This window comes from Rhodococcus sp. IEGM 1370, from assembly GCF_033142325.1.
Taxonomy (GTDB): Bacteria; Actinomycetota; Actinomycetes; order Mycobacteriales; family Mycobacteriaceae; genus Rhodococcoides.
Genome location: NZ_JAWLRY010000005.1, coordinates 193,118 through 219,914, shown reverse-complemented (window position 1 = coordinate 219,914; position 26,797 = coordinate 193,118). Strand labels below are relative to the sequence as shown.

Genomic DNA, 26,797 nt, shown 5'->3' with positions numbered 1-26,797 from the left:
TGCGATGTGAAGAACACATCAATTGTTATTCAGGTGTATTCCCGAGATGAGAATCGACGACCGGCCCGATCACAGTGGCTGCATCTGCATTGGTCATCTCGTTGTGGAAAACGTCGACATCGTGGATGACGATATCTCCTGTCACATACGGCCGCCATTCCTGCGGAGATCGAACAATTCCGTCGCTCGCACCCTTCGTTGCGGAGAAGAACAAAACATCTCCGTCGAACACGTCCGGGATGAACTCGGCCATTATTCGAGTCGAGTTCTCGAATCCCGCATTGATACGTCGCAGATGATCGGCGGAAACGCCGGTCGTCTGTCCCAACGACTCGTCGAGTAGTTCGACGCCCCGTTCGTAGGTCAACGGCTCGGTCGAGGGCTGAGCCGTCAGATCGAGCCCCAATCCCGCAAGCAGGTTCTCGACGCTCAACGCTCCCTCGACCGCTTCGCCGTCGTGGCCGTCGACGTAGCTGTCCAACAGTGCGAGGGTGCGAACATCGCTGCCGGTGCTGCGCAGTTCCACCGCTATCGCATGAGCGAGCGAGCCGCCGAGCGACCACCCGAGCAGGTGGTACGGACCCACCGGCTGGACAGCGCGAATCTCGTCGGCGTAGCGGTGCGCGAGATCGCGAATGGACCCGAACGTCGACCCTTCGACGATGCTCGGCAGCTGTAGGCCGTACACGGGACGGTCGTCGCTCAGATGCGAGACGAGACCGGCGTAGCCCCACGACAACCCGATTCCCGGGTGAACGCAGAACAACGGTGCCTTGGACCCGCTGCCGCGCAGCGGAATCACGACCCCGAACACCGAATCGAGATCCGCGCCCCCGGCGTCGGCATCCGCGGCGACCCGCGCTGCCAACCCTGCCGGTGTCGGATCGACGAACAGCGCTTGCAGCGGGACCCGCACTCCGATGGCGTTCTCGATGGCAGGCACGATCTTCGTGGCCACCAGCGACGTCCCGCCCAGCTCGAAGAAATTGTCGTCCATGCCGACCCGATCGACTCCGAGAACCTGCGCGAACGCATCGGCGATCGCAGCTTCCACGTCGGTGGCCGGTGCCCGGTACGGAGTTGTCGACGTCGTCAGCTCCGGAACCGGCAGGGCCCGCCGATCGAGCTTGCCCACAGGCGTCAGCGGAATGTCGTCCAGCTCGATGATCGCCGACGGAACCATATGACGCGGAAGCACTTTGGCGACTCGGTCTCGAAGTGCTTCGGTGTCGACCGATTCGCCGTCGGCCGCGAGAACGTAGGACACGAGGACGGTGTCACCCGACGCCGCCGTGTGCCCGATCGTGGCGGCGAATCCGACCTGGTCGTTCTCGGTGAGGGCGGAGTCGATCTCGCCGAGTTCGATGCGGAAACCGCGCACCTTGACCTGGAAGTCACTGCGTCCGACGAACTCGACGGCCCCGGCACTTCCCCATCGCACGACGTCACCGGTTCGATACATCCGGTCGCCAGGAGTGCCGAACGGATCGGCGACGAAACGCTCGGATGTCAGCCCGAAACGACCGAGGTATCCACGGGCGGTACCGGGACCGGCGATGTAGAGCTCGCCCGACACTCCGGCCGGAACCGGCCGCAGTCGTGCGTCGAGCACCTGGAACCGGAATCCGGTTCCAGGCCTGCCGACGTCCACTGTGCCACCGGGCACCAACGGTCCACCGACACTCGCCTGGATGGTGGTCTCGGTCGGACCGTAGCCGTTGAACATCTGGCGGCCCGGTGCCCATTTCGCCACCAACTCCGGAGTACAGGCCTCACCTCCGACGGCGAGGACCCGAACGTTGCCCAGACGTGTCTCGTCGATCGACGACAGCGCCGCGGGCGTCAGGAATGCATGCGTGACGTGTTCGGATTCGAGCAGGTCGGCCAAGTCGCCGCCGCCGAAGACTCCCGGCGGCACGATCACGACGGTGGCACCGACGCCGAACGCCATCGTCAGCTCGTAGATGGATGCGTCGAAACTCGGTGATGCGATGTGCGAAACACGCGAATCCCGAGTGGGGCGGAATCGCTCGAGCACCTCGGCCTGGAGGTTGGCCAAGCCACGGTGCCGAACTGCAACGCCCTTCGGGCGACCGGTCGAACCCGAGGTGTAGATCAGGTAGGCGGGGTGGTCGATGTGCAGGGTCGCCGTACGTTCGACGTCGGTCACCGCATCCGCCGGGTAGCGAGACAACTCCGCGGAAATTTCCGGATCGTCCAGAACCAGCCACGGGACGGTGTCGGGCAGCGATCCCCTGCTGTCGATGTCGGTCAGACCCATTGCGGCATGCGAATCTTCGAGCATGTGCGCGATTCGGTCCGCCGGATAGTTCGGATCGACGGGCAGGAATGCGGCACCGGTCTTGGCCACGGCCCACACCGACAGCACCGACTCGATCGATCGAGGCAACGCCAACGCGACGAACGTCTCCGGTCCGACGCCGTAGTCGATCAGCATTCGAGCGATTCGGTTGGACCAGCTGTCCAGATCGGCGTAGGAAAGGCTGATGCCTCGGTAGGTGACGGCGACTGCGTACGGGTCGAGCGCGACCGCCGCCGCGAGCAACTGCGGCCACGTCCGGACTGCCGCGTCCGGGTTTCCTCGCGCCGGCACCAACGCGCGCTGCTCGTCGGCACCCAGAATTTCGATGTCTCCGACCACCGCGTGCCGGTCGCGTCCGACGGCATCGAGAACTCGAATCAGTCGCGCCGCGATGGCCTCGACGCTGGCCGCGTCGAACAGCGATGTGGCGTAGTCGAATGCGGCCTCGAAGCCGGACGGACGTCCCGCCTCGTCGAAGGTCTCGGACAGCAGCAGCTGAAGATCCTGCTTGGCTACCGGAACGTCGAAGTCGAAGCCTTCGACGCGGAGGTCCGGGAGCTCGAGCGAGGCCTTCTCGTTGTTCTGGAACGCCAGCGCGACCTGTGACAGCGGAGCGTATGCCGTCGACCGGGTGGGATTGAGAACCTCGACGATTCTCTCGAAGGGCATTTCGGTGTGATCGAACGCGTCGAGATCGTGTGCCTTGACCTGGTTCAGCAGATCGTCGAACGTCGCGGACTCGTCGACTCGGCTGCGCAGCACGAGCGTGTTGACGAACATACCCACGAGGTCGTCGAGAGCCGCGTCTCCGCGCCCGGCCACCGGGGTGGTGATCGCGATGTCGTCGGTGCCGCTCAAACGAGCCAGAACGACCGCGAACGCCGCGTGCAGCACCATGAACATGCTGACGTTCTGTTCGCGAGTGATGTCGACGAGCGTCCGATGGATGTCGGCGTCGACGGTGAAGCGAACTCGGCCACCGCGGAAGTCCTGAGTGGTCGGCCTCGGTCGGTCCGTCGGCAACGGCAGCAGGTCGGGAAGACCTGCGAGCGCGGTGGACCAGTGCTCGAGCTGGGCCGCTGCCACGCTCGACGGGTCCTGCTCGTCTCCGAGCAGCGAACGCTGCCAGATCGTGTAGTCGGCGTACTGGACGGGCAGCGGCTGCCAGTTCGGTGCCTTGCCTGCGCTGCGCGCCGAGTACGCGAGCACGACGTCGCGAGCGAGAGGTGCCATCGACGCGCCGTCGGCGGCGATGTGGTGCACCACCATGGCGAGTACGAAGACGGGATCCTCGGACGCGTCGACGCCTGCATCGAGCACCTCGAACAGCTCGACGTGCACCGGGATCTCGGTGGTGACGTCGAATCCTCGACCGGCCAACTGAGCGACGCGATCGGTCAGAACAGCGGCATCGATCCGTTCGGATTCGACCGCAGGCGCGACCTCGGCAGCCGGGTGCACGAGCTGCACCGGGAATTCCGGACCGTCGGGGAAGGTCGTGCGCAGAGATTCGTGGCGTCCCAGAACATCGACCACCGCGGCAGCCAGAGCAGCGGTGTCGAGCCGCCCGGTCAGTTTGACGACCAGCGGCACGTTGTACGCGGCCGACGAGGTGTCGAACTGGTTGATGAACCACATCCGCTGCTGAGCGAGCGAGAGCGGGATGTGCTCCGGGCGCGCCGCCGCAACGAGCGCCGGGCGCTGCGCGCGAGTGTCGGCAGTGCCGACTGCGCTCGCCAGTCCCGATACCGTCGGGGTCTCGAAGATCGTGCGGACACCGATGGAGGTACCGAACTCGGCGTTGACGCGAGCGATCACCCGCGTTGCGCTGAGCGAGTCACCACCGAGCTCGAAGAATCCGTCGTCGGCACCGACTCGATCCACCTCGAGAATCTCGGCGAAGACCGCCGCGACCGTCAGCTCGGCCGGCGTGCTCGGCTCTCGGTACGAGGTGGCCGAGCCGAACTCGGGTACGGGCAGTGCGGCGCGATCGAGCTTGCCCACCGGAGTGAGCGGAATCGACTCGAGCACGACGATGGCGCTGGGCACCATGTGCGACGGCAGCGCGGCGGCGAGATGGTCACGCAGAACCGCCGTGTCGAAGGTGTCGACCGCGTGTGCCGGGTTTTCCCCCGTCAGGCGCACGTACGCCACGAGAACAGTGGCACCGGTCGGCCCGGGAGTTCCGAAGGTGGCTGCGAAATCCACCGCGGGATGTGCCGAGAGGGCGGCGTCGATCTCGCCGAGTTCGATGCGGAAGCCGCGGACCTTGACCTGCGAGTCGCTGCGACCGACGTATTCGATGGTCAGATCCGGCGACCAGCGCACCACATCTCCGGTGCGGTACATGCGGGCACCGGGAGCACCGAACGGGTCGGCGACGAATCGTTCGGCCGTCAGCCCCATCCGGTCGTGGTAGCCGCGGGCCAGGCCGACACCTGCGAGATACAGCTCACCCGTGACCCCGACGGGAACCGGCTGCAGTCGCGAGTCGAGAACCACCTCGTAGACACCCCGCACCGGCCCACCGATCGACACCGGCTCGCCGGCGACCATCGGTGCACTGATGTTGGACATGATCGTGGCCTCGGTCGGTCCGTACCCGTTGAACAGGTTGCGACCGGGAGCCCACTTGGTGACCAACTCGGACGGAACGGCCTCGCCGCCGACCACGACGTCGGCGAACGTGTCGAGACCGGTCGGATCGACCGAGGCGAGGGCGGACGGGGTGATGAAGCCGTGAGTGACCGATTCCTCGGCCAGCAACGACGCCAGCTCGGCTCCGCCGTACACCGTGGGTGGAACGATCACCATCGTGGCACCGACGCCGAACGCGAGCAGGTACTCGAGTACGGACGCGTCGAAGCTGGGTGATGAAACATGAAGCGTGCGTGAGTCTTTCGTGACTCGATAGCGCTCGCGCTGCTCGGTCGCGAAGTTGTCGAGGCCGGAGTGGGTGACCACGACCCCCTTCGGTACACCCGTCGAACCCGACGTGTAGATCGTGTACGCCGCACTCGCGAGGGTGACGCGACCATGGCGTTCGTCGTCGGCGACGGGCTCGTCGCTCACCGCGTTCGGACCGTCGGTGGCGAGGTCGTCCAGGACGATCCACGGCACGGTCGACGGCAGGTCGTCGAGGTGAGTGCGGGTGGTGACACCGAAGGTTGCTCCGGAGTCGGCCAGCATGTGCTCGATGCGATCGGCCGGGTAGTTCGGATCGACCGGTACGAAGGCAGCACCGGACTTCGCGACGGCCCAGACGGTCAACACCGACTCGATGGATCGTGCGATCCCGAGAGCGACGAACGTCTCGGTGCGGACACCGCGGCCGATCAGTATGCGAGCGAGCCGGTTCGACTGTCGATCCAGCTCTCGGTACGTCAACTCGCCGTCGACGCTGCGCACCGCGATGGCGTCCGGGTCTACGGCAGCTGCGTCGGAGAAGATCTCCGGTAGCAGTCGAGTCGATCGGCCTTCGAGGCCGAATACCGGAGCCAGAGAAGCGAATTCGGTGTCGGCCAACAATCGCAGCCGAGCCAGTGGCTGCTGCTCGTCGGCCAGCACTGCGTCGAGCACCCGCTCGACCCGATCGACGATGGCGTGCACGTCTTCTAGCTCGAAGAGTTCGGGCAGATACTTGGCCTTGAGGTTCAGGCGCTCGTCGACCGAAGACACCAGTGTCAGCGGATAGTGCGCCGCGTCGGTGCCGAGGATGTCCGTCACCTGCATACCTGCGAAATCCGTTGCAGCAGAGGCTCCGGCGCGATCGACCGGGTAGGACTCGAACACCGTCAGCGTGTCGAACGCGACGCCGGCTCCGGCCGCGCGCTGAATGTCGGTCAGACCGAGGTAATGGTGGTCAAGCAGCGCTGCCTGTTCGGCCTGCACGCGATCGACCAGAGCGCCGAGTGTCTCGGCCCGATCGAGCGTCACCCGAACGGGAAGCGTGTTGATGAAGAGCCCGATCATGCCTTCGATGCCCGGAACCTCGGGCGGACGACCCGACACCGTGGCACCGAAGACGACGTCCCCGCGACCGGTCAGAGTGGCGAGCACTATGCCCCACGCGGTCTGAACGAGGGTGTTCAGAGTGGACCCGCGGCGCGCCGCGAAATCGCGCAACGCCGCTGTGGTCTCGATCGACAACGACCGCTCGGTCTCGCTGGAGACAGTGGACAACTGACGACCCCGGTCACCGGTGACGAGCAGTGTCGGCTCCTCGACGCCGGCCATCGCACTGACCCACTGCGCGGTGGAGATGGCGACGTCGCGTTGCCGCATCCACGCGAGGTAGTCCCGATACGCGGGAACTCGCGGCAGCATCGAATCGTCGGACTCGGTGACGTAGAGGGTGATCAGTTCCTTGACCACCAGCGGCGTCGACCAGCCGTCGAGCAGGATGTGGTGGTTGGTCAGCAACAGTCGCCAGTGATCGTCGGCGAGGGTGATCAGCGTGAACCGCAGCAGCGGTGCCGAGTCCATCTCGAATCGCACGCCGCGATCGGCCGCGAGGACCGCTTCCAGGGCCGCATCGACATCGGCCTCGCCGCGGAGATCGACCTCGGACCACGGAACCGTGACCGAACTCTGCACGATCTGCAGAGATTCGCCGGTGCTGTTGTGCACGAACGCTGCTCGCAAGTTCGGATGACGAGAGACGAGCTTGTTCACGGCGGAATGCATCCGCTCGGCATCGACGACGCCGCGCAGCTCGAGACCGAGCTGCACCATGTAGGCGTCGACTCCCGCACTGTCGCTGCCGACCTCGCCTGCGAGACGGGCGTGGAAGAGCAGTCCGGCCTGCAGCGGCGACATCGACCACACATCGTCGAGATCGGGGAACTGCTTCTCGAGCACCTCGATGGAACGCTGATCGATGTCCACGAGCTCGAGGTCGGACGGGGTGAAGCCGCCCGCACCCTCGGTCGAGGCGTGCTCGGTGATCGCGGTCAGTGCCTGCGTCCACAGTTCGATCAACCGATCGACCTCGTCCGCATCCAGGATGCCGGCCGGGAACGCGAAGGTGGCGTCGAGCTGGGGCCCGTCGGGTGTCGAGGTGGTGACGGCGTTGATGTCCAGCGCGGCCGGTACCGGCATGTCCGGGTTCTGTGCGTCGCCCAGTTCGGCGTCGGCCACAGGAATCCAGCCCACGTCTTCCATGCCCTCGGACGATCCGGTCGAGAAGCGCCCGAGGTAGTTGAAGCTGACCTGCGGGGCGGCGTAACCGGACAGTGCTTCGGTCCCGTCGGAGTCCAGGTACCGCAGCATGCCGTAGCCGATTCCGTGATCGGGGATCTCGAGCAGCTGCTCCTTCACGGCCTTGATCAGGGCTCCGGCGGAGTCGCCACCGGACAACGCGTCGGCGATGTCCAGGTAGCCGAGGTCGAGTCGGACCGGGAAGATCGTGGTGAACCAGCCGACGGTTCTGCCGAGATCGGCTCCGGGCACCACGGCGTCTTCACGGCCATGACCTTCGAGCGTGATCAACGCACTGCGGACAGTGGCTCCCCGTTCGCGACGCCACGCCGTCAGTGCCAAGGCCAGCCCGGCCAGGAGACCGTCGTTGACGCTGCCGCGGAAGGCATTCGGCACCGCTGTCAGCAGTCGCTCGGTCACCTGGACCGGGAGCGATGTACGGATGCGCTGCACGGTCGCGTCTACATCGACGCGCTTGTCCAGTGGTCGCGAACCGATCGTCGGATCGTCACCGTTCAGAATGCGCTGCCACAGGCCGATTTCGTCGGCGCGGCCCGCGGTGACCTCGGTCAAACCGGTGGACCACCGTCGCATCGATGTGCCGATCGGTGCCAGCGCAGGCGTGTCGCCCGCGACGATCTGGCTCCAGGCCGTCGCCAGATCCGGGACGAGGATGCGCCACGACACGCCGTCGATCACGAGGTGATGTGCGACGACGAGCAGTCGGCCGGACCCGTTCGGGGCCTGGAACCACACCATCTGCACCATGACCCCGTCGGCGGGGACCAGTCGATCTGCTGCAGCGTCGAGTTCCGTTGCGGCACAAGAGGAGAATTCGGGACCGTCCACGGAATCGACCGAGACCGCGTGGATCACCGACGCGGCGGACACAGTGCCGATCGGAGCTACTTCCTGGTGCCAGATTCCGTCCGTGTCCTGGAACAGTCGCGATCGCAGCATGTCGTGACGATCGAGCACGGCCTGCACGGTGCGCTCGAGCGTGACGCTCTCGATACCGACCGGGAGCTGAAGCAGTGCCGTCTGGGTGTAGCGCCCGAAGTCGGTGCTGCGCTCCAACATCCAACGCACGACCGGAGTGAGGGGCAGCGGGCCGACTCCCCCACCGTCGAGTTCTTCCAGTACGACGACGTCGCCTCCGAGGACCACGACCTCGGCCAATGCCGCGACGGTCTTGCGCTCGAAGATGTCGCGCGGAGCCAGGACCAGACCGGCCGCCTTGGCGCGTGAGACCAGCTGGATGGACATGATGCTGTCGCCGCCGAGCGCGAAGAACGAGTCGTCGACGCCGACGGTGTCGAGGCCGAGGACGTCGGCGAACAATCCGGCGAGGATGGACTCGACTTCGGTTGCCGGCAAGCGGCTCTCGGTGACATTGGCGGAGAAGTCCGGAGCCGGCAATGCCCGGCGGTCCAGCTTTCCGTTGGCGGTGAGCGGCAGCTCGTCCAGCACGATCAAAGCGGCCGGAACCATGTACGACGTCAGTGAGTGTCCGACGAATTCGAGAACGGCGGAGTGGTCGAGTGTTCGGCCCGCCTCGGCGACGACGTATCCGATCAGTCGATCACCGAATCCGTCGTCTCGAACCGAGACCACGGACGCCGCGACGCCGTCGAACGCCAACAGCGCGCTTTCGATCTCGCCGAGTTCGATACGGAAGCCGTGCAGCTGCACCTGCATGTCGCTGCGGCCCAGGTACTCGAGCGCGCCGTCACGATTCCACCGTGCGGTGTCGCCGGTGCGGTACATCCGGGCACCGGCTTCTCCGGCCGGATCTGCCACGAAACGGGTGGCCGACAGGCCGGCCCGGCCGAGGTATCCGCGAGAGAGCTGTGCCCCGGAGACGTACATTTCACCGGTGACGCCGGGTGGTACCGGATTGAGACGCGTGTCGAGAACGGCGACGCGCAGTGCGGGGATGGCCTGACCGATGACGCTGGCCGAGGCCGATGCCGCGAACTGCTCGGTCAAGGCCAGGTGGCTCACGTGGACTGTTGTCTCGGTAATGCCGTACATGTTGACCAGAGTCGGGGCGGACTCGTCGTGCCGGGCGTACCAGCGAGCCAACTGCCCGAGATCGAGTGCCTCGCCGCCGAAGATCACGTAGCGCAGCGAGAGATCGGAGTCCGTGGTGCCGGCGAGGTTTCCGGTGGCCACACGATCGGCTTCCGCGAACTGGTAGAACGCCGTCGGTGTCTGGTTGAGCACCGTGACCTGCTCGCGAACCAGCAACTCGCGGAACAGCTCCGGAGAGCGTGCCGTGTAGTAGTCGACGACGACGAGCGTTCCCCCGTGCAGCAGCGGGCCCCACAGCTCCCACACCGAGAAATCGAACGCGTACGAGTGGAACATCGTCCAGACGTCACGATCGTCGAAATCGAAGAGATCAGCGGTGTTCGCGAACAGCGTCGCCACGTTGCGGTGCGCGATCTGCACGCCCTTGGGACGACCGGTACTGCCCGAGGTGTAGATGACGTACGCGATGGAATCGGCGCTGGTGCCACCCGAACGGTCCGCGTCGGTCAGCGGGGCACCCGACACGCCGGCCAGCTCCGCGATCAGCTCGGGCGAATCGATCTCGAGGACATCGAGATCCGAGGCGGGCACCGCCGCACTGTCGGCAACAGTGGAGATCACGCAGACAGGCGAGGCGTCTTCGAGCATGAACGCCAGCCGGTCCGCTGGGTAGGACACGTCGATCGGAAGGTAGCCGCCACCGGACTTGATCACCGCGAGCAGCGCGACGATCAGCTCCTCGTTGCGAGGCATCGCGACCGCTACCAGCGATTCCGAGGTCACACCGCGCTGTACGAGAAGCCGTGCGAGGCGGCTGGAGCGGTCGTCGAGCTCGGCGTAGGTCAGCGTGTGATCTCCGAAGACGACGGCGCGCGAATCGGGGAATCGCGCGGCGGCAGCTGCGAATCGATCGGCCAGCGTCGCATCGGATGCCACCCGGCCAGCGTGGTTCCAGTCATGCGTCATGGCGTCGAGCTCACCCGGCAGGAGCAGATCGATATCGCCGACTGCGCGCTCGGGATCGCTCGTCACGGAGGCGAGCACGGCACCGAAACGTGCCGAGAACTCCTCGACGGACGATTCCTCGAACAAGTCGGTCGCGTAGGTGATCGCGGCGGTCATCCCGGCCGGTGCACCGGCCTCGTCGAACTCCTCGGCGACGGTCAGTTGCAGGTCGAACTTCGCGATGTGAGCATCGATGTCGACGGCTTCGACCGTGAGGTCCGGCAGTTCGAGCGTCGCGGACGTGTTGTTCTGGAACTCGAGAAGCACCTGGAACAACGGCGAGCGGTCGGTCGAACGAGCGGGGTCGAGAACGTCGACCAACCGCTCGAACGGCACATCGGTGTTCTCGAACGCCGCGAGATCGGCTGTACGCGTGGCCCGAAGCAGATCGGTGAACGAAAGCTGCGGTGCCACCTCCGTGCGCAGAACCAGGGTGCCGACGAACATGCCGACCAGATCGTCGAGTGCGGCGTCACCTCGTCCGGCGATCGGCGTTCCGACAGCGATGTCCTCGGTGCCGCTGATGCGCGCCATCAGGATCGACCACGCCGCGTGGACGGCCATGAAGACGGTCGCCTCGTTGGCACGCGCGAGGTCGACCAGCCCGGCATGAGTGGTGCGGTCGATCTCGAACCGAACACTGTTGCCGCGCATGGACTGCCGAGTGGGCCGCGGGTGATCGAGCGGTAGCGGCAGAACATCGGGAAGATCCGCCAGGGCGGTCTTCCAGAAGTCCAACTGCTGCGCGGCGAGGGACGCGGGATCGGACTCGTCGCCGAGCACGGTGCGTTGCCAGAGTGCGAAGTCCGCGTACTGAACGTCGAGCGGTGTCCACATCGGCGCGCCGGCAGCCGCGCGAGAGCCGTAGGCGACCATGACATCTCGCGCCAGGGGTGCCATGGATGCGCCGTCGGCAGCAATGTGATGCACGACGATCGAGAGCACGAACTCGTCCGGTGCGATCCGGTACAGGACCGCGCGGAACGGTAGATCGGTCGAGACATCGAATCCTGTTGCGGCAGCGGCCGAGATGGCCGCAACGACCTCGGTGGCGTCCAGATCGACGACGGCGAGTTCGGTTCTCGCCGCCTGCACGTCGAGGATCTTCTGCTCAGGACGATCCTCGCGGGTGGGGAACACCGTGCGCAGCGACTCGTGACGTTCCAGAACGTCCCCGACGGCCGCGCTCATCGCGGCGATGTCGAGTCGACCCGTCAGTCTCACCGCAAGCGGGATGTTGTACGCCGCCGAGGTCACGTCGAACTGATTGATGAACCACATTCGTTGCTGCGCAAGCGACAACGGAATCGAATCCGGTCGCGGCTTCGCCACGAGTGCGGGACGGCGAAGGGTACCGACCGGGTTGCTGAGCACTCGCACCGTAAGTGACTCGACGGTGGGAGCCTCGAACAATGCGCGGACGCTGATCGTGGTGCCGAGGGCGGAGTTGACGCGCGCAGTGAGTCTGGTGGCACTGAGCGAGTCGCCACCCAGATCGAAGAAGCTCGAATCGATTCCGACGCCGTCGATCCCCAGTACCTCGCCGAAGATATCGGCGATGACCTGCTCGGTGTCGTTCCGCGGTGCACGCGAGTCGCCCCCGAGATGGAGATCGGGTGCAGGCAGGGCATTGCGGTCCAACTTGCCTGCCGGTGTCAGCGGAATCGACTCCAGTGCGACGAAGGCCGTCGGGATCATGTGGGTCGGTAGCGAACTCGAGACATGAGTGCGCAGAGCTGCTGCATCGACCTGCTCGCCGGACCTCGGGAGGACGTAGGCAATCAGAATGGTGTTGCCCGTCGGACCGTCGACACCCACGGTGGTGGCGAACTCGACCATCGGATGGTCGGTCAGGACGGCGTCGATCTCGCCCAGTTCGATGCGGAAGCCGCGCACCTTGACCTGGAAATCGCTGCGTCCGACGTACTCGAGCGTTCCCGACTCGGTCCACCGCACCACGTCACCGGTGCGGTACATCCTGGCGCCGCTCTCGCCGAACGGATTCGCGACGAAACGGTCTGCGGTCAGACCGAATCGGCAATGGTAGCCACGAGCCAGTGCAGGCCCGGCGAGATAGAGCTCACCCACGACCCCGACCGGAACGGGATGCAGTCGTGCGTCGAGGACCACCTCGCTGAAACCGATTGTCGGCGAACCGATGTCGATGGCGGAGTCGACGTCGAGTCGATCACTGATGGACGAGAAGATCGTCGCCTCGGTGGGACCGTAGGCGTTGAACATCCGACGGCCCGGTGCCCAGCGAGCCACGAGCTCGGGCGGACACACGTCGCCACCGGTGGCCACCACGGCCAACTCGGTCAGGCCGTCCGGATCCACCGATGCCAGCGCGGCGGGCGTGACGAACGCGTGCGTGACGTGCTGTGCTGCAAGCAGTTCGGCCAACTCGGTGCCGCCGTAGACGGAGGTCGGCGCGATGACCATGGTCGCGGCACCGGAGAACACCATCAGCAGTTCCAGGATGGAGGCATCGAAGCTCGGGGACGCGAACGCGAGAACCCGAGCACCCGGGGTCACCTCGAAGCGAGTCCGCTCCTCCTCGGCCAGATTCGCCAGCCCGCGGTGGGTGACGGTGACGCCCTTGGGAACACCCGTCGAGCCCGAGGTGTAGATCAGGTACGCGAGCTGATCGATGTGCATCGGGCGAATTCGGTCGCCGTCGCGGACCGGGGCGGTCGAGTGACCGGCGAGTTCGGTGCGCGTGTCGTCGTGGTCGAGCACGGTCCACCGAGCAGAGCCGAGACCGGAGACCGCGGCCTCGTGTTCGGACAGGGTAAGACCGATCGACGCGTTCGAGTCGACGAGCATGTGTTCGACGCGATCGCGCGGGTAGCTCGGATCGATCGGCAGGAATGCCGCCCCGGTCTTGGCGACTGCCCAGATGCCGAGTACGGATTCGACGGACCGTGGCAGAGCCAGTGCAACGACGGTTTCCGGGCCGGCACCGCGAGCGATCAAAGTTCTTGCGAGAGCAGACGATTGCGCGTCGAGTTCGGCATAGTCCACGGTGCGGCCCTCGCTCCACAGAGCGGTACCCTGCGGGTCGACTGCGGCAGCGTCGGTGAAGATATCGGGAAGCAGTCGAGCATCCGACGACGCCGGTCCACGAACCGGTGCCACCCGGCGCAATTCGTCCTCGGACAGCAACGACAGCGATCCGACGCGTCGACCGGTGTCGGTTGCGATGGCCTCGAGAACCCGCACGATTCTGTCGACCGTCGCCGCAACGACGCTGTGCTCGAACAACTCCGGCAGGTACTTCGCCTCGATGTGCAGCCGGTCGTCGACCATGGCGACCAAGGTCAGAGGATACTGCGCCGTGTCGCTTCCGTCGTGTACGTCGTGCACCCGCATTCCGGCGAGGTCGGTTTCCGCCGACAACCCCGCGCGGTCCATCGGGTACGACTCGAACACCGTCAGGGTGTCGAAGGAGACGGCCGGTCCGACTGCTCGCTGAATGTCGGTGAGGCCGAGGTAGTGGTGATCGAGTAGCGCGGCCTGTTCGGACTGCACCCGTTCGAGGTACTCACCGAGTGTCTCCGACGGATCGAGCACGATCCGGACCGGCAGAGTGTTGATGAACAACCCGACCATCGACTCGATGTCGGAGACCTCCGGCGGGCGTCCGGACACGGTGGCACCGAACACGACGTCGGAGCGTCCGGTCAGAGTGCCGAGAACCAGCGCCCAGGACGCCTGGACCATGGAGTTGATCGTCACGCCACGGGCGCGAGCGACGCTGCGCAAGCGGTTCGTCTGGTCCACATCGAGTGAGACCAACGAGCGGCCCGCCAACGTCGATTCCTGGCGTCGGCTCTCGACCGGCGTCAACAGCGTCGGCTCGGACAAACCGGCGAGAGCGTTCGTCCACGCTTCGAGAGCCGACGAGCGATCACGCTTGGCCAGCCACGACAGGTAGTCGCGGTAGGCCGGAACTCGTGGGAGCACGGTCTCGTCACCGTCGACCACGTAGAGCGTCAGCAGGTCCTTGAGCAACAGCGGCGTTGACCAGCCGTCGAGCAGGATGTGGTGGTTGGTCATCACCAGGCGCCACTCGCCCGGTGCCACGGTGATGAGCATGAAGCGCAACAGAGGTGCCTGTGCCATGTTGAATCGAGTGGCACGGTCCTCGTGTTCGATGCGATCGAGCTCGAGGGCTCGATCCTCCGGATCCAGTCCGGTCAGGTCGATCGACGACCAGGGGGCATCCACGTCGTGGTGGACGATCTGAATCGACTCGCCGTCGCTGTTGTGCACGAAAGCGGTCCGCAGGTTCGCGTGTCGACGCAGCAGCCCCCGAGCAGCACGCCGGAACCGCGCCTCGTCGACGCTTCCGCGCAACTCCAGCACCAGTTGGACGATGTAGGCGTCGACGGACTGATCCGACAGCTCGGCGTGGAAGAGCAATCCGGCCTGCAGCGGCGTCATGGACCAGATGTCGTCCAGCGTGGGATAGACCCGTTCGAGGTCGTCGATGGAACTCTGATCGAGCCGCACCAGATCGAGGTCGGAGGGCGTGAAGCCACCGGCCCCCGGTCGCTGGGCCAGCTGCGTCAGCGAGGTCAGGGCCTGACGCCACAGCTCCGCCAGCTCGGTGACCTCGTCCGCGTCGAGCACACCGGTGGGGAAAGCGAACGTCGCCTCGAGCCGCGGGCCGGTCGGCGTTGCGGTGGTGACGGCATTGATGTCGAGAACGGCTGCGACCGGCAGATCCTCGTCCTGCGAATCGCCGACACCGGAGTCGTCGACCGGAAGCCAGCCGTGTCCGCGAAGCTCGTCGGGAACATCGGTGCTGTAGCGCCCGAGATAATTGAAACTGATCTGGGGAGCCGGGAAGTCACGCAGTGCAGCGGCACCGTCCTCGTCCAGGTAGCGGAGCATGCCGTAGCCGATACCGTGGTCCGGAACGGCCAGCAGCTGCTCCTTGACCGACTTGATCAGACGCGCTGCGTCGACGCCGCCTGCGAGTGCGTCGTCCAGATCCAGATCGGCGAGGGTCAGCCTGAGCGGGTAGATCGTGGTGAACCAACCGACGGTCCGGCCGAGATCTGCACCGGGCACCACGTGGTCCTCGCGGCCGTGACCCTCGAGCGAGATGAGAGCGTCGTCGACGACCACTCCCCGACCACGTCGCCACACCGCCGTAGCGAGGGCGAGAGCCGCGAGCAGGCCGTCGTTGACGCTGCCGTGGAACGCGTCGGGCAGTGCCGTCAGTAGCCCCTCGGTGACGTCGGTGGACAGCGTCAACTCGACCTTGGCCACTGTTCGGTACACGTCGATCTCGCGATCGAGTGCTCGCGATCCGATGAGTGGATCCGGTTGTGCCAGAACGTCGCGCCAGATCGCCAGTTCGTCCCCGCGGGTGGCGGTGACCTCACGCAAACCGTGCGACCAACGACGCATGGAGGTGCCGACCGGAGCCAGCTCGGGAGTGCTTCCGCCGATGATCTGGGCCCACGCCGACGCGAGGTCGGGAACCAGGATTCTCCAGGACACGCCGTCGACGACCAGGTGGTGGGCGACGACGAGCAGACGGCTCCCCTCGGAGCCGGCGTCGAACCACACCATCTGGATCATGACACCGGCATCGGGTGCCAGCCGGCCGACTGCTGCTTCTGCCTCGGCGTTTGCCTGCTCCGAGAACTCCTGCCCCCGAACGGTTGTCGAGGTCACGCGGTGCACGACCGAGTTCGCCGAGACCGATCCGACGGGAAGAACCTCCATCGCGGGGTGCTCACCCCGGTGCAGGACACCGCGAAGCATGTCGTGGTGATCGAGGACCGTCTGGACGGTGGCTTCGAGCACATCGAGTTCGATGTCGACCGGAAGTGTGAGAACCGCCGTCTGCGTGTGCTTGTCGAGAACGTCCGTCCGATCGAGCATCCACGCCACGATCGGAGTCAGAGGTACATCGCCCACGCCGCCGCCGGGCAACTCTTCCAGTACGAGAGGTGCGGTGCCGTCCGAGGACGCGACCACCTCGGCGAGCGCCGCAACCGTCTTGTGCTCGAAGACATCTCGTGGCGACAGAGACAGTCCGGCCGCCTTGGCGCGCGAGACCAACTGAATCGACATGATGCTGTCGCCGCCGAGAGCGAAGAACGAATCGTCGACGCCGACACGGTCGAGTCGAAGCACCTCGGCGAACAGTCCGGCCAACGTCTTCTCGACCGCATTGTCCGCGTCGCGACCGGACGTGACCTGAGCGGACCAATCGGGTTCGGGGAGTGCGGTGCGGTCGAGTTTGCCTGCCGGAGTCAGAGGAATGGACTCCAACATCACGAACGCAGAGGGCACCATGTGCGCAGGCAGCATCGAACCGGCATGCTCACGCAACGCATCGACCTCGACGACCGTACCGGCCACCGGCAACACATACGAGACCAACACCGTACTGCCGGCAGCACTCTCACGCCCGATGGTGACCACGAAATCGACACCCGACACCGCAGCCAACACCGAATCGATCTCACCCAACTCGATCCGGAAACCACGCACCTTCACCTGAAAATCGCTACGCCCCACATACTCCAACGCACCCGAGGCATTCCACCGCACCACATCACCGGTGCGATACATCCGCGAACCCGCAGCACCGAACGGATCGGCCACGAACCGCTCCGCCGTCAAACCCAACCGCGCGTGATACCCACGAGCCAACGCCGGACCCGCCAGATACAACTCACCCACCACACCGACGGGCACCGGATTCAACCGCGAATCCAACACCACCTCAGCGAAACCGATCGTCGGCGAACCGATATCGACCGACTCCCCTACCACCAACGCCGACGAGATCGACGAGAAAATCGTCGCCTCCGTCGGACCGTACGCATTGAACATCCGCCGACCCGGCGCCCACCGCGCCACCAACTCCGGCGCACACACATCACCACCGGTCACCACCACCTCGACCGACTCCAACCCCACCGGATCCACCGACGCCAACGCCGCAGGCGTGACGAACGCATGCGAAACCCGCTCCTCGGCGAGCAACGACGCCAACTCCACCCCACCGAACACCAACGGCGGAGCAATCACCATCGTCGCCCCACCCGAGAACGCCAACACGAACTCGAGAATCGACGCATCGAAACTCGGCGACGCGAACGCCAACACCCGCGACGACGGACCCACACCGAACCGAACCCGCTCCTCGGCAGCCAAGTTCCCCACACCACGATGAGTGACCACCACACCCTTGGGCACACCCGTCGACCCCGACGTGTAAATCAGATACGCCGCATCATCGAGCCGCAACACACCCGAACGCTCCACATCCAACACCGGAGCAGACGACCGAAACGCCAGATCCGCCACCACATCCGGATCATCGAGCACCACCCACGACACCCCACCCACACCCGAGAGCGCACCCACATCCGCACCCAACGTCACACCCACCACAGCACCCGAATCGACCAACATGTGCTCGATCCGATCCACCGGATAATTCGGATCCACCGGCAAGAACGCACCACCGGCCTTCGCCACCGCCCACACCGCCACCACAGACTCCACCGACCGCGACAACGCCAACGCCACGAACGACCCCGGACCCACCCCACACGACATCAACATCCGCGCCAACCGCGACGACGCCGCATCCAACTCACCATACGAAACAGACCGCGACCCCGACACCACCGCAACACCACCGACACCAGCAACACCCACCGCACCAGCCAACAACTCCGGCAACACCACACCCACCACAGACCGCGGACCACGAACCGGAGCCAGCGAGTCGTACTCGTTGGCAGACAGAATCTCGATGTCACCGACTCGGATGGACGGCGTTGCTGTCACGGCGTCGAGGATCCGTACGAGGCGATCGGCGAGAACCCGGACGGTGTCTGCATCGAACAGTTCTGTGGCGTAGCGGAATCCGGCTTCCATGCCGACCGGTGCGCCGGAACTGTCGAATTCTTCCGAGACCGTCAACTGCAGGTCGAAGTTGGAAATGTCGTTGGGTAGCTCGATGCTCTCGATCGACAGTCCGGGCAACGTCACCGTCGGTCGGTCGGTCTGCTGGAACTCGAGCATCACCTGGAACAGCGGCGCATGGGCAGTCGACCTCGCGGGATCGACCGCATCGACCACTCGCTCGAACGGGACATCCGAATGAGTGAACGCGGCCAGGTCGACCGAGCGAACCTCCGAGAGCAGGTCCTCGAACCGTGTCGAGCCGGGCACCTGGGTGCGCAGAACGAGGGTGTTGACGAACATGCCGACGAGCTCGTCGAGTGCGGCGTCTCCTCGGCCCGAGATCGGCGTTCCGACCGAGATGTCCTCGGTGCCCGAGAGTCGGGCCAGAAGGACGGCCAGAGCCGCGTGCACGATCATGAACGCGCTGGAATTGTGCTCGGCGGCAACAGCAGCAAGACGAGCATGGATTGCGGCGTCGATCTCGAAGGAGACGCTGTCGCCACGCAGGGATGCGACCGCGGGACGCGGGCGATCGGTCGGCAACGCCAGGACCTCGGGGCTGCCGGACAGTGTGTCGACCCAGTAGGCGAGCTGCCTGGCCATCATCGACTCGGGATCGGACTCCGCACCGAGGAACCGGCGCTGCCACAGCGCGTAATCGGCGTACTGCACCGGCAACGGTTCCTGGCTCGGTGCGTGTCCTGCGGCGCGGGCGCTGTAGGACACCATCAAGTCACGGGCCAGCGGAGCGCTGGAGAACCCGTCGGAGGAGATGTGGTGCACCACCATCACGAGCACGTGCTCGTTCTCGCGAACCCGAACCAGTCGGACCCGCAGCGGAACATCCGCCACGACGTCGAAACCCGAGCCGGCGACGTCGGCGATCAACTCGAGAACGTGACGCTCGTCGTTCGCGTGAATCGGCGTCAGATCCGGCAGTGCCGATGCCACGTCGAGGATGGACTGCGCGGGAATGTCGTCGGTCAGCGGGAACATCGTGCGCAGCGACTCGTGCCGGCTCAACACGTCACCGATGGCCGAGTGCATCGCGTCGACATCGAGCACACCACTCAGGCGCATGGCGAATGCGACGTTGTAGGCAGCCGACTCGGTGTCGTACTGATTGATGAACCACATTCGCTGCTGCGCGAGCGACAGCGGCACCACATCCGGGCGCTCCTGCGGAACCAGTCGAGGGGCAGCCGCAGCGTCGTGCTCGCCGATGTCGATGCCTGCCGACAACGCTCGCACCGTGGGGGCGTCGAACAGATCCCTGATGCCGATGTCCGTTCCGAGGGCCGCGTTGACGCGCGCGACCAAACGCATCGCGATCAGCGAGTTGCCACCGATCTCGAAGAAACTCGACGTGACACTGACCTGAGCGATACCGAGTAGATCACCGAAGACACCGGCGACGATCTCTTCTACCGGGTTCTCCGGGCCGAAGAACTCCGACGCGGCGACGGTGAATTCCGGCGCAGGCAATGCCTTGCGATCGAGTTTGCCGCTGGCGTTGACCGGCAGCGAGTCCAGTACCACCACGTGTGAGGGCACCATGTACCCCGGCAGGCGGCGCGAGGCTTCGGCCGTCAGCTGTGCGGGGTCGACGGCGGAGCCGGGTGCACCGACCACGTAGGCCACGAGGGTCTCACCGGTGTTCGGGTCCTTGTGCACCAACGCGACCGCCTGTGCGACCGACTCGGATCGAAGGAGAACCGATTCGATCTCGGGTAGTTCGATGCGCAGGCCGCGCAGCTTGACCTGGAAGTCCGTTCGGCCGATGTACTCGAGTTCGCCGTCGGCGCGCCAGCGCACCAGATCGCCTGTGCGATAGAGCCTCTCGCCGGGCTCGCCGAACGGATCCGCGACGAAGCGATCCGCTGTGAGGTCGCCGCGACCGACGTACCCACGAGCGAGTTGCACGCCGGCGAGATACAGCTCGCCGGGAGCACCGATGGGAGCCGGTCGCAACGAGGCGTCGAGCACGTACAAGCGTGTGTTCCACACCGGTGCGCCGATGGGGATCGAGACGGCGTCGCGGCCGGTCACGTGGTAGTAGCTGACGTCGACGGCCGCTTCGGTCGGGCCGTAGAGGTTGTGCAGTTCTGCGTTGGAGAACTGCGCGAACTGTGCCGCGGTGGCAGGCGGAAGTGCCTCGCCACTGCAGAAGACGAGTCGGAGCGAGACACATTCCGCAGCTCGTCCACCTGCCGCGAACACCGCGAGCATGGACGGCACGAAGTGCGCGGTGGTGATGTGCTCGTCCGCGATGATGCGGGACAGGTAGACCGGATCGCGGTGTCCGTCGGGTTCGGCCACGACGAGCTTGGCACCGACCTGCAGGGGCCAGAAGAATTCCCACACCGAGACGTCGAACGTGGCCGGTGTCTTCTGCAGAACGGTGTCCGCAGGCTCGAGGTGATACTCGTGCTGCATCCACAGCAACCGATTCACGATGGCCGAGTGCGTGACTGCAACACCCTTGGGTCGACCGGTCGAACCGGAGGTGTAGATGACGTACGCGGTGTTGGAGCCGTGCAGTCTTCCCAGTCGATCCGAATCGGTGACAGAGGTGTGGTCGCGATCGGACACGTCGAGCAGATCGACGGCGAGGACCGGAGTTGCGACCGGGATGTTGATCCAGTCGCGGCTCGTGGTGAGGATGCACACAGGCTGGGCGCTGGAGAGGACGTAGGACGAACGCTCGACCGGATGGTCCGGGTCGATCGGCACATAGGCACCACCGGCCTTGACGATCGCGTACATGCCGACGAGCAGGTCGATCGACCGTCGGATCGCGAGGCCGACGTGCGATTCGGTCGTCACGCCGAGCGAGATCAGATGTCGCGCGAGCTGATTCGCACGTTCGTCCAGTTCGAGATAGGTGATGTGCTCGTCCTCGAACACCAACGCGGTCGAGTACGGGCTGCGCTGCACCTGTCGGTCGAACAGACTGCTGAGCGTCATGTCGACGTCGCCGGCCGGGATGTGCTGGTGGACCGGAGGTTCGATCAGCCGTGCGGTGTCGTTCCACTCGAACAGGACGAGTTCCCGCTCTGCGGCGGACAGGATGTCTATGTCACCGGTGCGTACGTCCGTCGACGCCCCGATGGTCGACACGATCCGCAGGAAGCGATCGACGAACCGGTCGATGGTTTCGGGATCGAACAGATCTGTGGCGTAGGTGAACGAGGCCGACAGTGCCCCGGACGGATCCACGGGCTCCTGATCCACGCGCAGCTGCAGATCGAATTTGGCTGTGTCGGTGCTGATCTCCTCGAAATCGACGGTGAGATCGGGTAGCTCCAACGTGACAGCTGCATTGTTCTGGAACTCGAGGAGAACCTGGAACAGCGGCGAGTGGTCGGTCGACCTGACCGGATCGAGTACGTCGACCAGTCGCTCGAACGGGATGTCGGTGTTGTCGAAGGCGGCGAGGTCGGAGCGACGAGTGTCGGCGAGCAGTTCGGCGAAGGTCGCTCGAGGCTCTACCTGCGTTCGCAGCACGAGGGTCCCGACGAACATGCCCACGAGGTCGTCGAGGGCCGCGTCGCCGCGACCCGCGATCGGAGTGCCGACAGCGATGTCCTGAGTGCCGCTCAGCCGCGCGAGCAGCAATGCAAGCGCGGAATGTACGACCATGAACAGCGTCGAGTCGTGTTCGGCAGCAACCGAACTCAACCGAGCGGCGACATCGGCGGGAATCGTGAACGGGGTGACGCTGCCACGCATCGACTGCCGGGTGGGCCGCGGGCGATCGAGTGGCATCGGCAGCACGTCCGGCAGGTCTGCCAGAGCCGTCTGCCAGAACTCGATCTGCCGCGACGCCACCGACGTGGAGTCGCTCTCGTCGCCGAGAACGGCGTGCTGCCACAGTGCGAAGTCCGCGTACTGAACGGTGAGTGGCTCCCACGCCGGAACCGAACCGGCGGAGCGGGCGCCGTAGGCGACCATCACGTCTCGGGCCAGCGGTGCCATCGACGCACCGTCGGCCGCAATGTGGTGGACGACGATGGAGAGCACGAAGCTCTTTGGGCCGGTCCGGTACAGCACCGCGCGGAACGGAAAATCGACCGTGACGTCGAATCCTGTTGTCGCAGCAGCACGGACGAGCTCATCGACCGAACCGGCGTCGACGTCCACCACGTCGAGGGGGAGCTTCGATCCGGTGACGTCCTCGACGGGTGCGATGACCTGGTTCGGCAGATCGCCCACAGTCGGGAACACCGTGCGGAGCGACTCGTGCCTGGACAGGACGTCGCCGACGGCAGCAGCCATCGCACTCACGTCCAGACGACCGGTCAGGCGCACGGTGAGCGGAATGTTGTACGCGGGCGAGGACACATCGAACTGGTTGATGAACCACATCCGCTGCTGCGCGAGAGACAGCGGGATGGAATCGGGCCGGTCGACGGGGACGAGCGCCGGGCGGCGATGCAGCGACGCGCCCTTGGCTTCGGCACGTTCCGCCAGAGTCCGAACCGTCGATGCCTCGAACAGATCCAGCACCTTCAGATCGGTTCCGAGAGCCGAATTGACCCGTGCGATCAAACGCGTGGCCACGAGGGAGTTTCCGCCGAGATCGAAGAAGCTGTCCGTGACACCGACCCGATCGACCTCGAGAACGTCGCAGAACACGGACGCCACCGCGGCCTCGTATTCCGTTTCCGCGGCCTCGAATGCACCCTGTGAACCGAGTTCGGGTTCGGGGAGTGCGGTGCGGTCGAGTTTGCCTGCCGGAGTCAGAGGAATGGACTCCAACATCACGAACGCAGAGGGCACCATGTGCGCAGGCAGCATCGAACCGGCATGCTCACGCAACGCATCGACCTCGACGACCGTACCGGCCACCGGCAACACATACGAGACCAACACCGTACTGCCGGCAGCACTCTCACGCCCGATGGTGACCACGAAATCGACACCCGACACCGCAGCCAACACCGAATCGATCTCACCCAACTCGATCCGGAAACCACGCACCTTCACCTGAAAATCGCTACGCCCCACATACTCCAACGCACCCGAGGCATTCCACCGCACCACATCACCGGTGCGATACATCCGCGAACCCGCAGCACCGAACGGATCGGCCACGAACCGCTCCGCCGTCAAACCCAACCGCGCGTGATACCCACGAGCCAACGCCGGACCCGCCAGATACAACTCACCCACCACACCGACGGGCACCGGATTCAACCGCGAATCCAACACCACCTCAGCGAAACCGATCGTCGGCGAACCGATATCGACCGACTCCCCTACCACCAACGCCGACGAGATCGACGAGAAAATCGTCGCCTCCGTCGGACCGTACGCATTGAACATCCGCCGACCCGGCGCCCACCGCGCCACCAACTCCGGCGCACACACATCACCACCGGTCACCACCACCTCGACCGACTCCAACCCCACCGGATCCACCGACGCCAACGCCGCAGGCGTGACGAACGCATGCGAAACCCGCTCCTCGGCGAGCAACGACGCCAACTCCACCCCACCGAACACCAACGGCGGAGCAATCACCATCGTCGCCCCACCCGAGAACGCCAACACGAACTCGAGAATCGACGCATCGAAACTCGGCGACGCGAACGCCAACACCCGCGACGACGGACCCACACCGAACCGAACCCGCTCCTCGGCAGCCAAGTTCCCCACACCACGATGAGTGACCACCACACCCTTGGGCACACCCGTCGACCCCGACGTGTAAATCAGATACGCCGCATCATCGAGCCGCAACACACCCGAACGCTCCACATCCAACACCGGAGCAGACGACCGAAACGCCAGATCCGCCACCACATCCGGATCATCGAGCACCACCCACGACACCCCACCCACACCCGAGAGCGCACCCACATCCGCACCCAACGTCACACCCACCACAGCACCCGAATCGACCAACATGTGCTCGATCCGATCCACCGGATAATTCGGATCCACCGGCAAGAACGCACCACCGGCCTTCGCCACCGCCCACACCGCCACCACAGACTCCACCGACCGCGACAACGCCAACGCCACGAACGACCCCGGACCCACCCCACACGACATCAACATCCGCGCCAACCGCGACGACGCCGCATCCAACTCACCATACGAAACAGACCGCGACCCCGACACCACCGCAACACCACCGACACCAGCAACACCCACCGCACCAGCCAACAACTCCGGCAACACCACACCCACCACAGACCGCGGACCACGAACCGGAGCCAGGCGCGCGCGCTCGGCGGTGGACAGCAGTTCCACATCGCCTATCGGCATATCGGGCTCGTTGGTCGATGTGTCGAGAACGCGGACGAGGCGACGGGCGAGTTGAGCCGTGCTCGCGGCATCGAACAGTTCTGTGGCGTAATCGAAAACGACGGTGACAGAATCGGACTCGTCGACGGTGACGACCAGATCCATGCCGACTCCGTCACGCGGCAGTGCGGACGGACCGAACCGGAGCGCAACCTGAGCGAGAGGGCTGTGCGATTCCGTTCGAGGCAGATTCAAGGCCTGAACGACGTCGTCGAACGACGTGTCACCGTGTGCCATCGCCGCATCGAAGTCGGCTGCGGACGCATCGACGAATTCGGTGAACGACTGCCGAACGTCGGGACGGCTACGTAGCGCGACGGTGTTTCCGTGACCCGCGGGTACGGCTATCACCAGGTCGTCGGTGTTCGCCAGCCGCGAAAGCAGCACGGCGAGAGCAGATTCGAGGACCACGAACGGTGTCGTGGACCGTTCCGCCGCCAATCGAGTCACTCCGGACCACGTTTCGGATCCGATCGTCACCTCGTGGGATGCGCGAACGTGTCCGATGTGCGAGGCGCGCGAGCGGTCGGTCGGAAGATCGAGGAGATCGGGGGCGTCGGCGAGCCGGTCGGTCCAGTAAACGAGCTGGGCTGCAGCGCGCCGCCGGCGCTGGCCCTCGCGTGCGCTGACCGGATGGACGTCCAGAACTGCGGTCTCGGGTCCGGCCGCGATGAAGGCTTCCACCATGTCGACGAAGCTCGAGTGGTGCGCGGTGAGGTCGTCGTCGTCGTACCGGTTGGGGTTGGCCCTGAAATCGACGAACGTCCGGGCCGGAGATCCGCTTTGATAAACGTTGACCAGGAGGTCCTCGACCGGACCCGAGGTCACGATGTTGAACTCGCCGACGATCGACCCGAGTTCGATCTGCTGATGGAACAGCATCATGTTGACCATCGGGCCGGACAGCTGCTTGTCACTACCCGAGGCCGCCAGCTCGCGCCGAATGTCCTCGATGCTGAAGCGCTGGTGCCGCAGCGCTCCCATCAGTTCGAGCTGCACCTGCTGAACCAGCTCGCCGACGGTCGCGTCCTGGGGCACGTGGATCGAAATGGGGGCGACGTTGACGAGCATTCCACCGGATCGGCGAAGCAACGCGGTGGTGCGCGCGGACACCGGGATGTTGACCGAGACGTCTTCTCGCCCGGTCATTCGCGAGAGGTAGCAGCCGAAAGCGGCGATGAACACCGCAGCCGCGGTTCCACCCTTGGTCGCGTCGGACGCCTCGAGCTCGGCGACGACGTCCTCGGGGAGAGCGACGCTGCGCAACTTGCTGGCAGCGATCGTGCGACCGGCCGTGTTGGACAGAGAAGCTCCGTCCTGGATGTCCGCGGCGCGAGCAGTCCAGTACGCCTTGTCGGACTCGAAGCGCGACGACGTCCGGTATTCCTGATCGAGCTCGTAGAGTCGGCGAAGCTCGGCCGCCTTGTTGGGGGCAGGCTCGACGTGTTCGACGGCCGCCGTGTACAGCGCGGCGGTTCGGTTGACGAGAGTCATGGCACCGTAGCCGTCGAGTGCGACGTGGTGAATCTTGCTGTACCAGAGGTTGCGATCGTCCTCGACCTGAATGATCCAACTGTCGACGAGGGGATCGCGTTCCATGTCGACGGGCTTGACGTAGTTCTCGTCGATCCACCTCAGCGCCGACGCCATCGGGTCCTCGGCATCACGCAGATCGAGGTAGTGCACCGACTGGTCGATGGAGTGATCGACCAGCTGTACGGGTTCGCCGTCCACCTCGGCCAGTCGGAGATAAGCGGACTGGAACTCGTGTCCGGCCTGAGCCGAGGCCTCTTGCAGAACGCCGATGTCGAGGTTGCCGCGAAGGTCGACATATTGTGCGATACAGACCGGGACGTCAGGGGCAAGCTGCTGAGCGAACCACATGCCACGCTGAGCGGACGACAGCGGGAAACCGTTCTCGAAGCCGGGGCCTGTCGGGGGCGTCTGAGATCCACCGGAAATTGCTGCGCGCAT

General features: G+C 65.3%; 1 protein-coding gene. It reads right to left on the bottom strand.

Features of this window, described 5'->3' with window-relative positions; translation table 11 throughout:
* Positions 1–25: 25 nt before the first annotated feature.
* Positions 26–26,797: a non-ribosomal peptide synthase/polyketide synthase gene (locus tag R4P47_RS10545; protein ID WP_317784730.1), complete on the bottom strand. Its 26,772-nt coding sequence runs from the start codon at positions 26,795–26,797 to the stop codon at positions 26–28.

Bases quoted from the DNA above. Each gene is read 5' to 3' on its own strand.
- R4P47_RS10545 (WP_317784730.1), bottom strand. From the start codon at position 26,797: ATGCGCGCAGCAATTTCCGGTGGATCTCAGACGCCCCCGACAGGCCCC.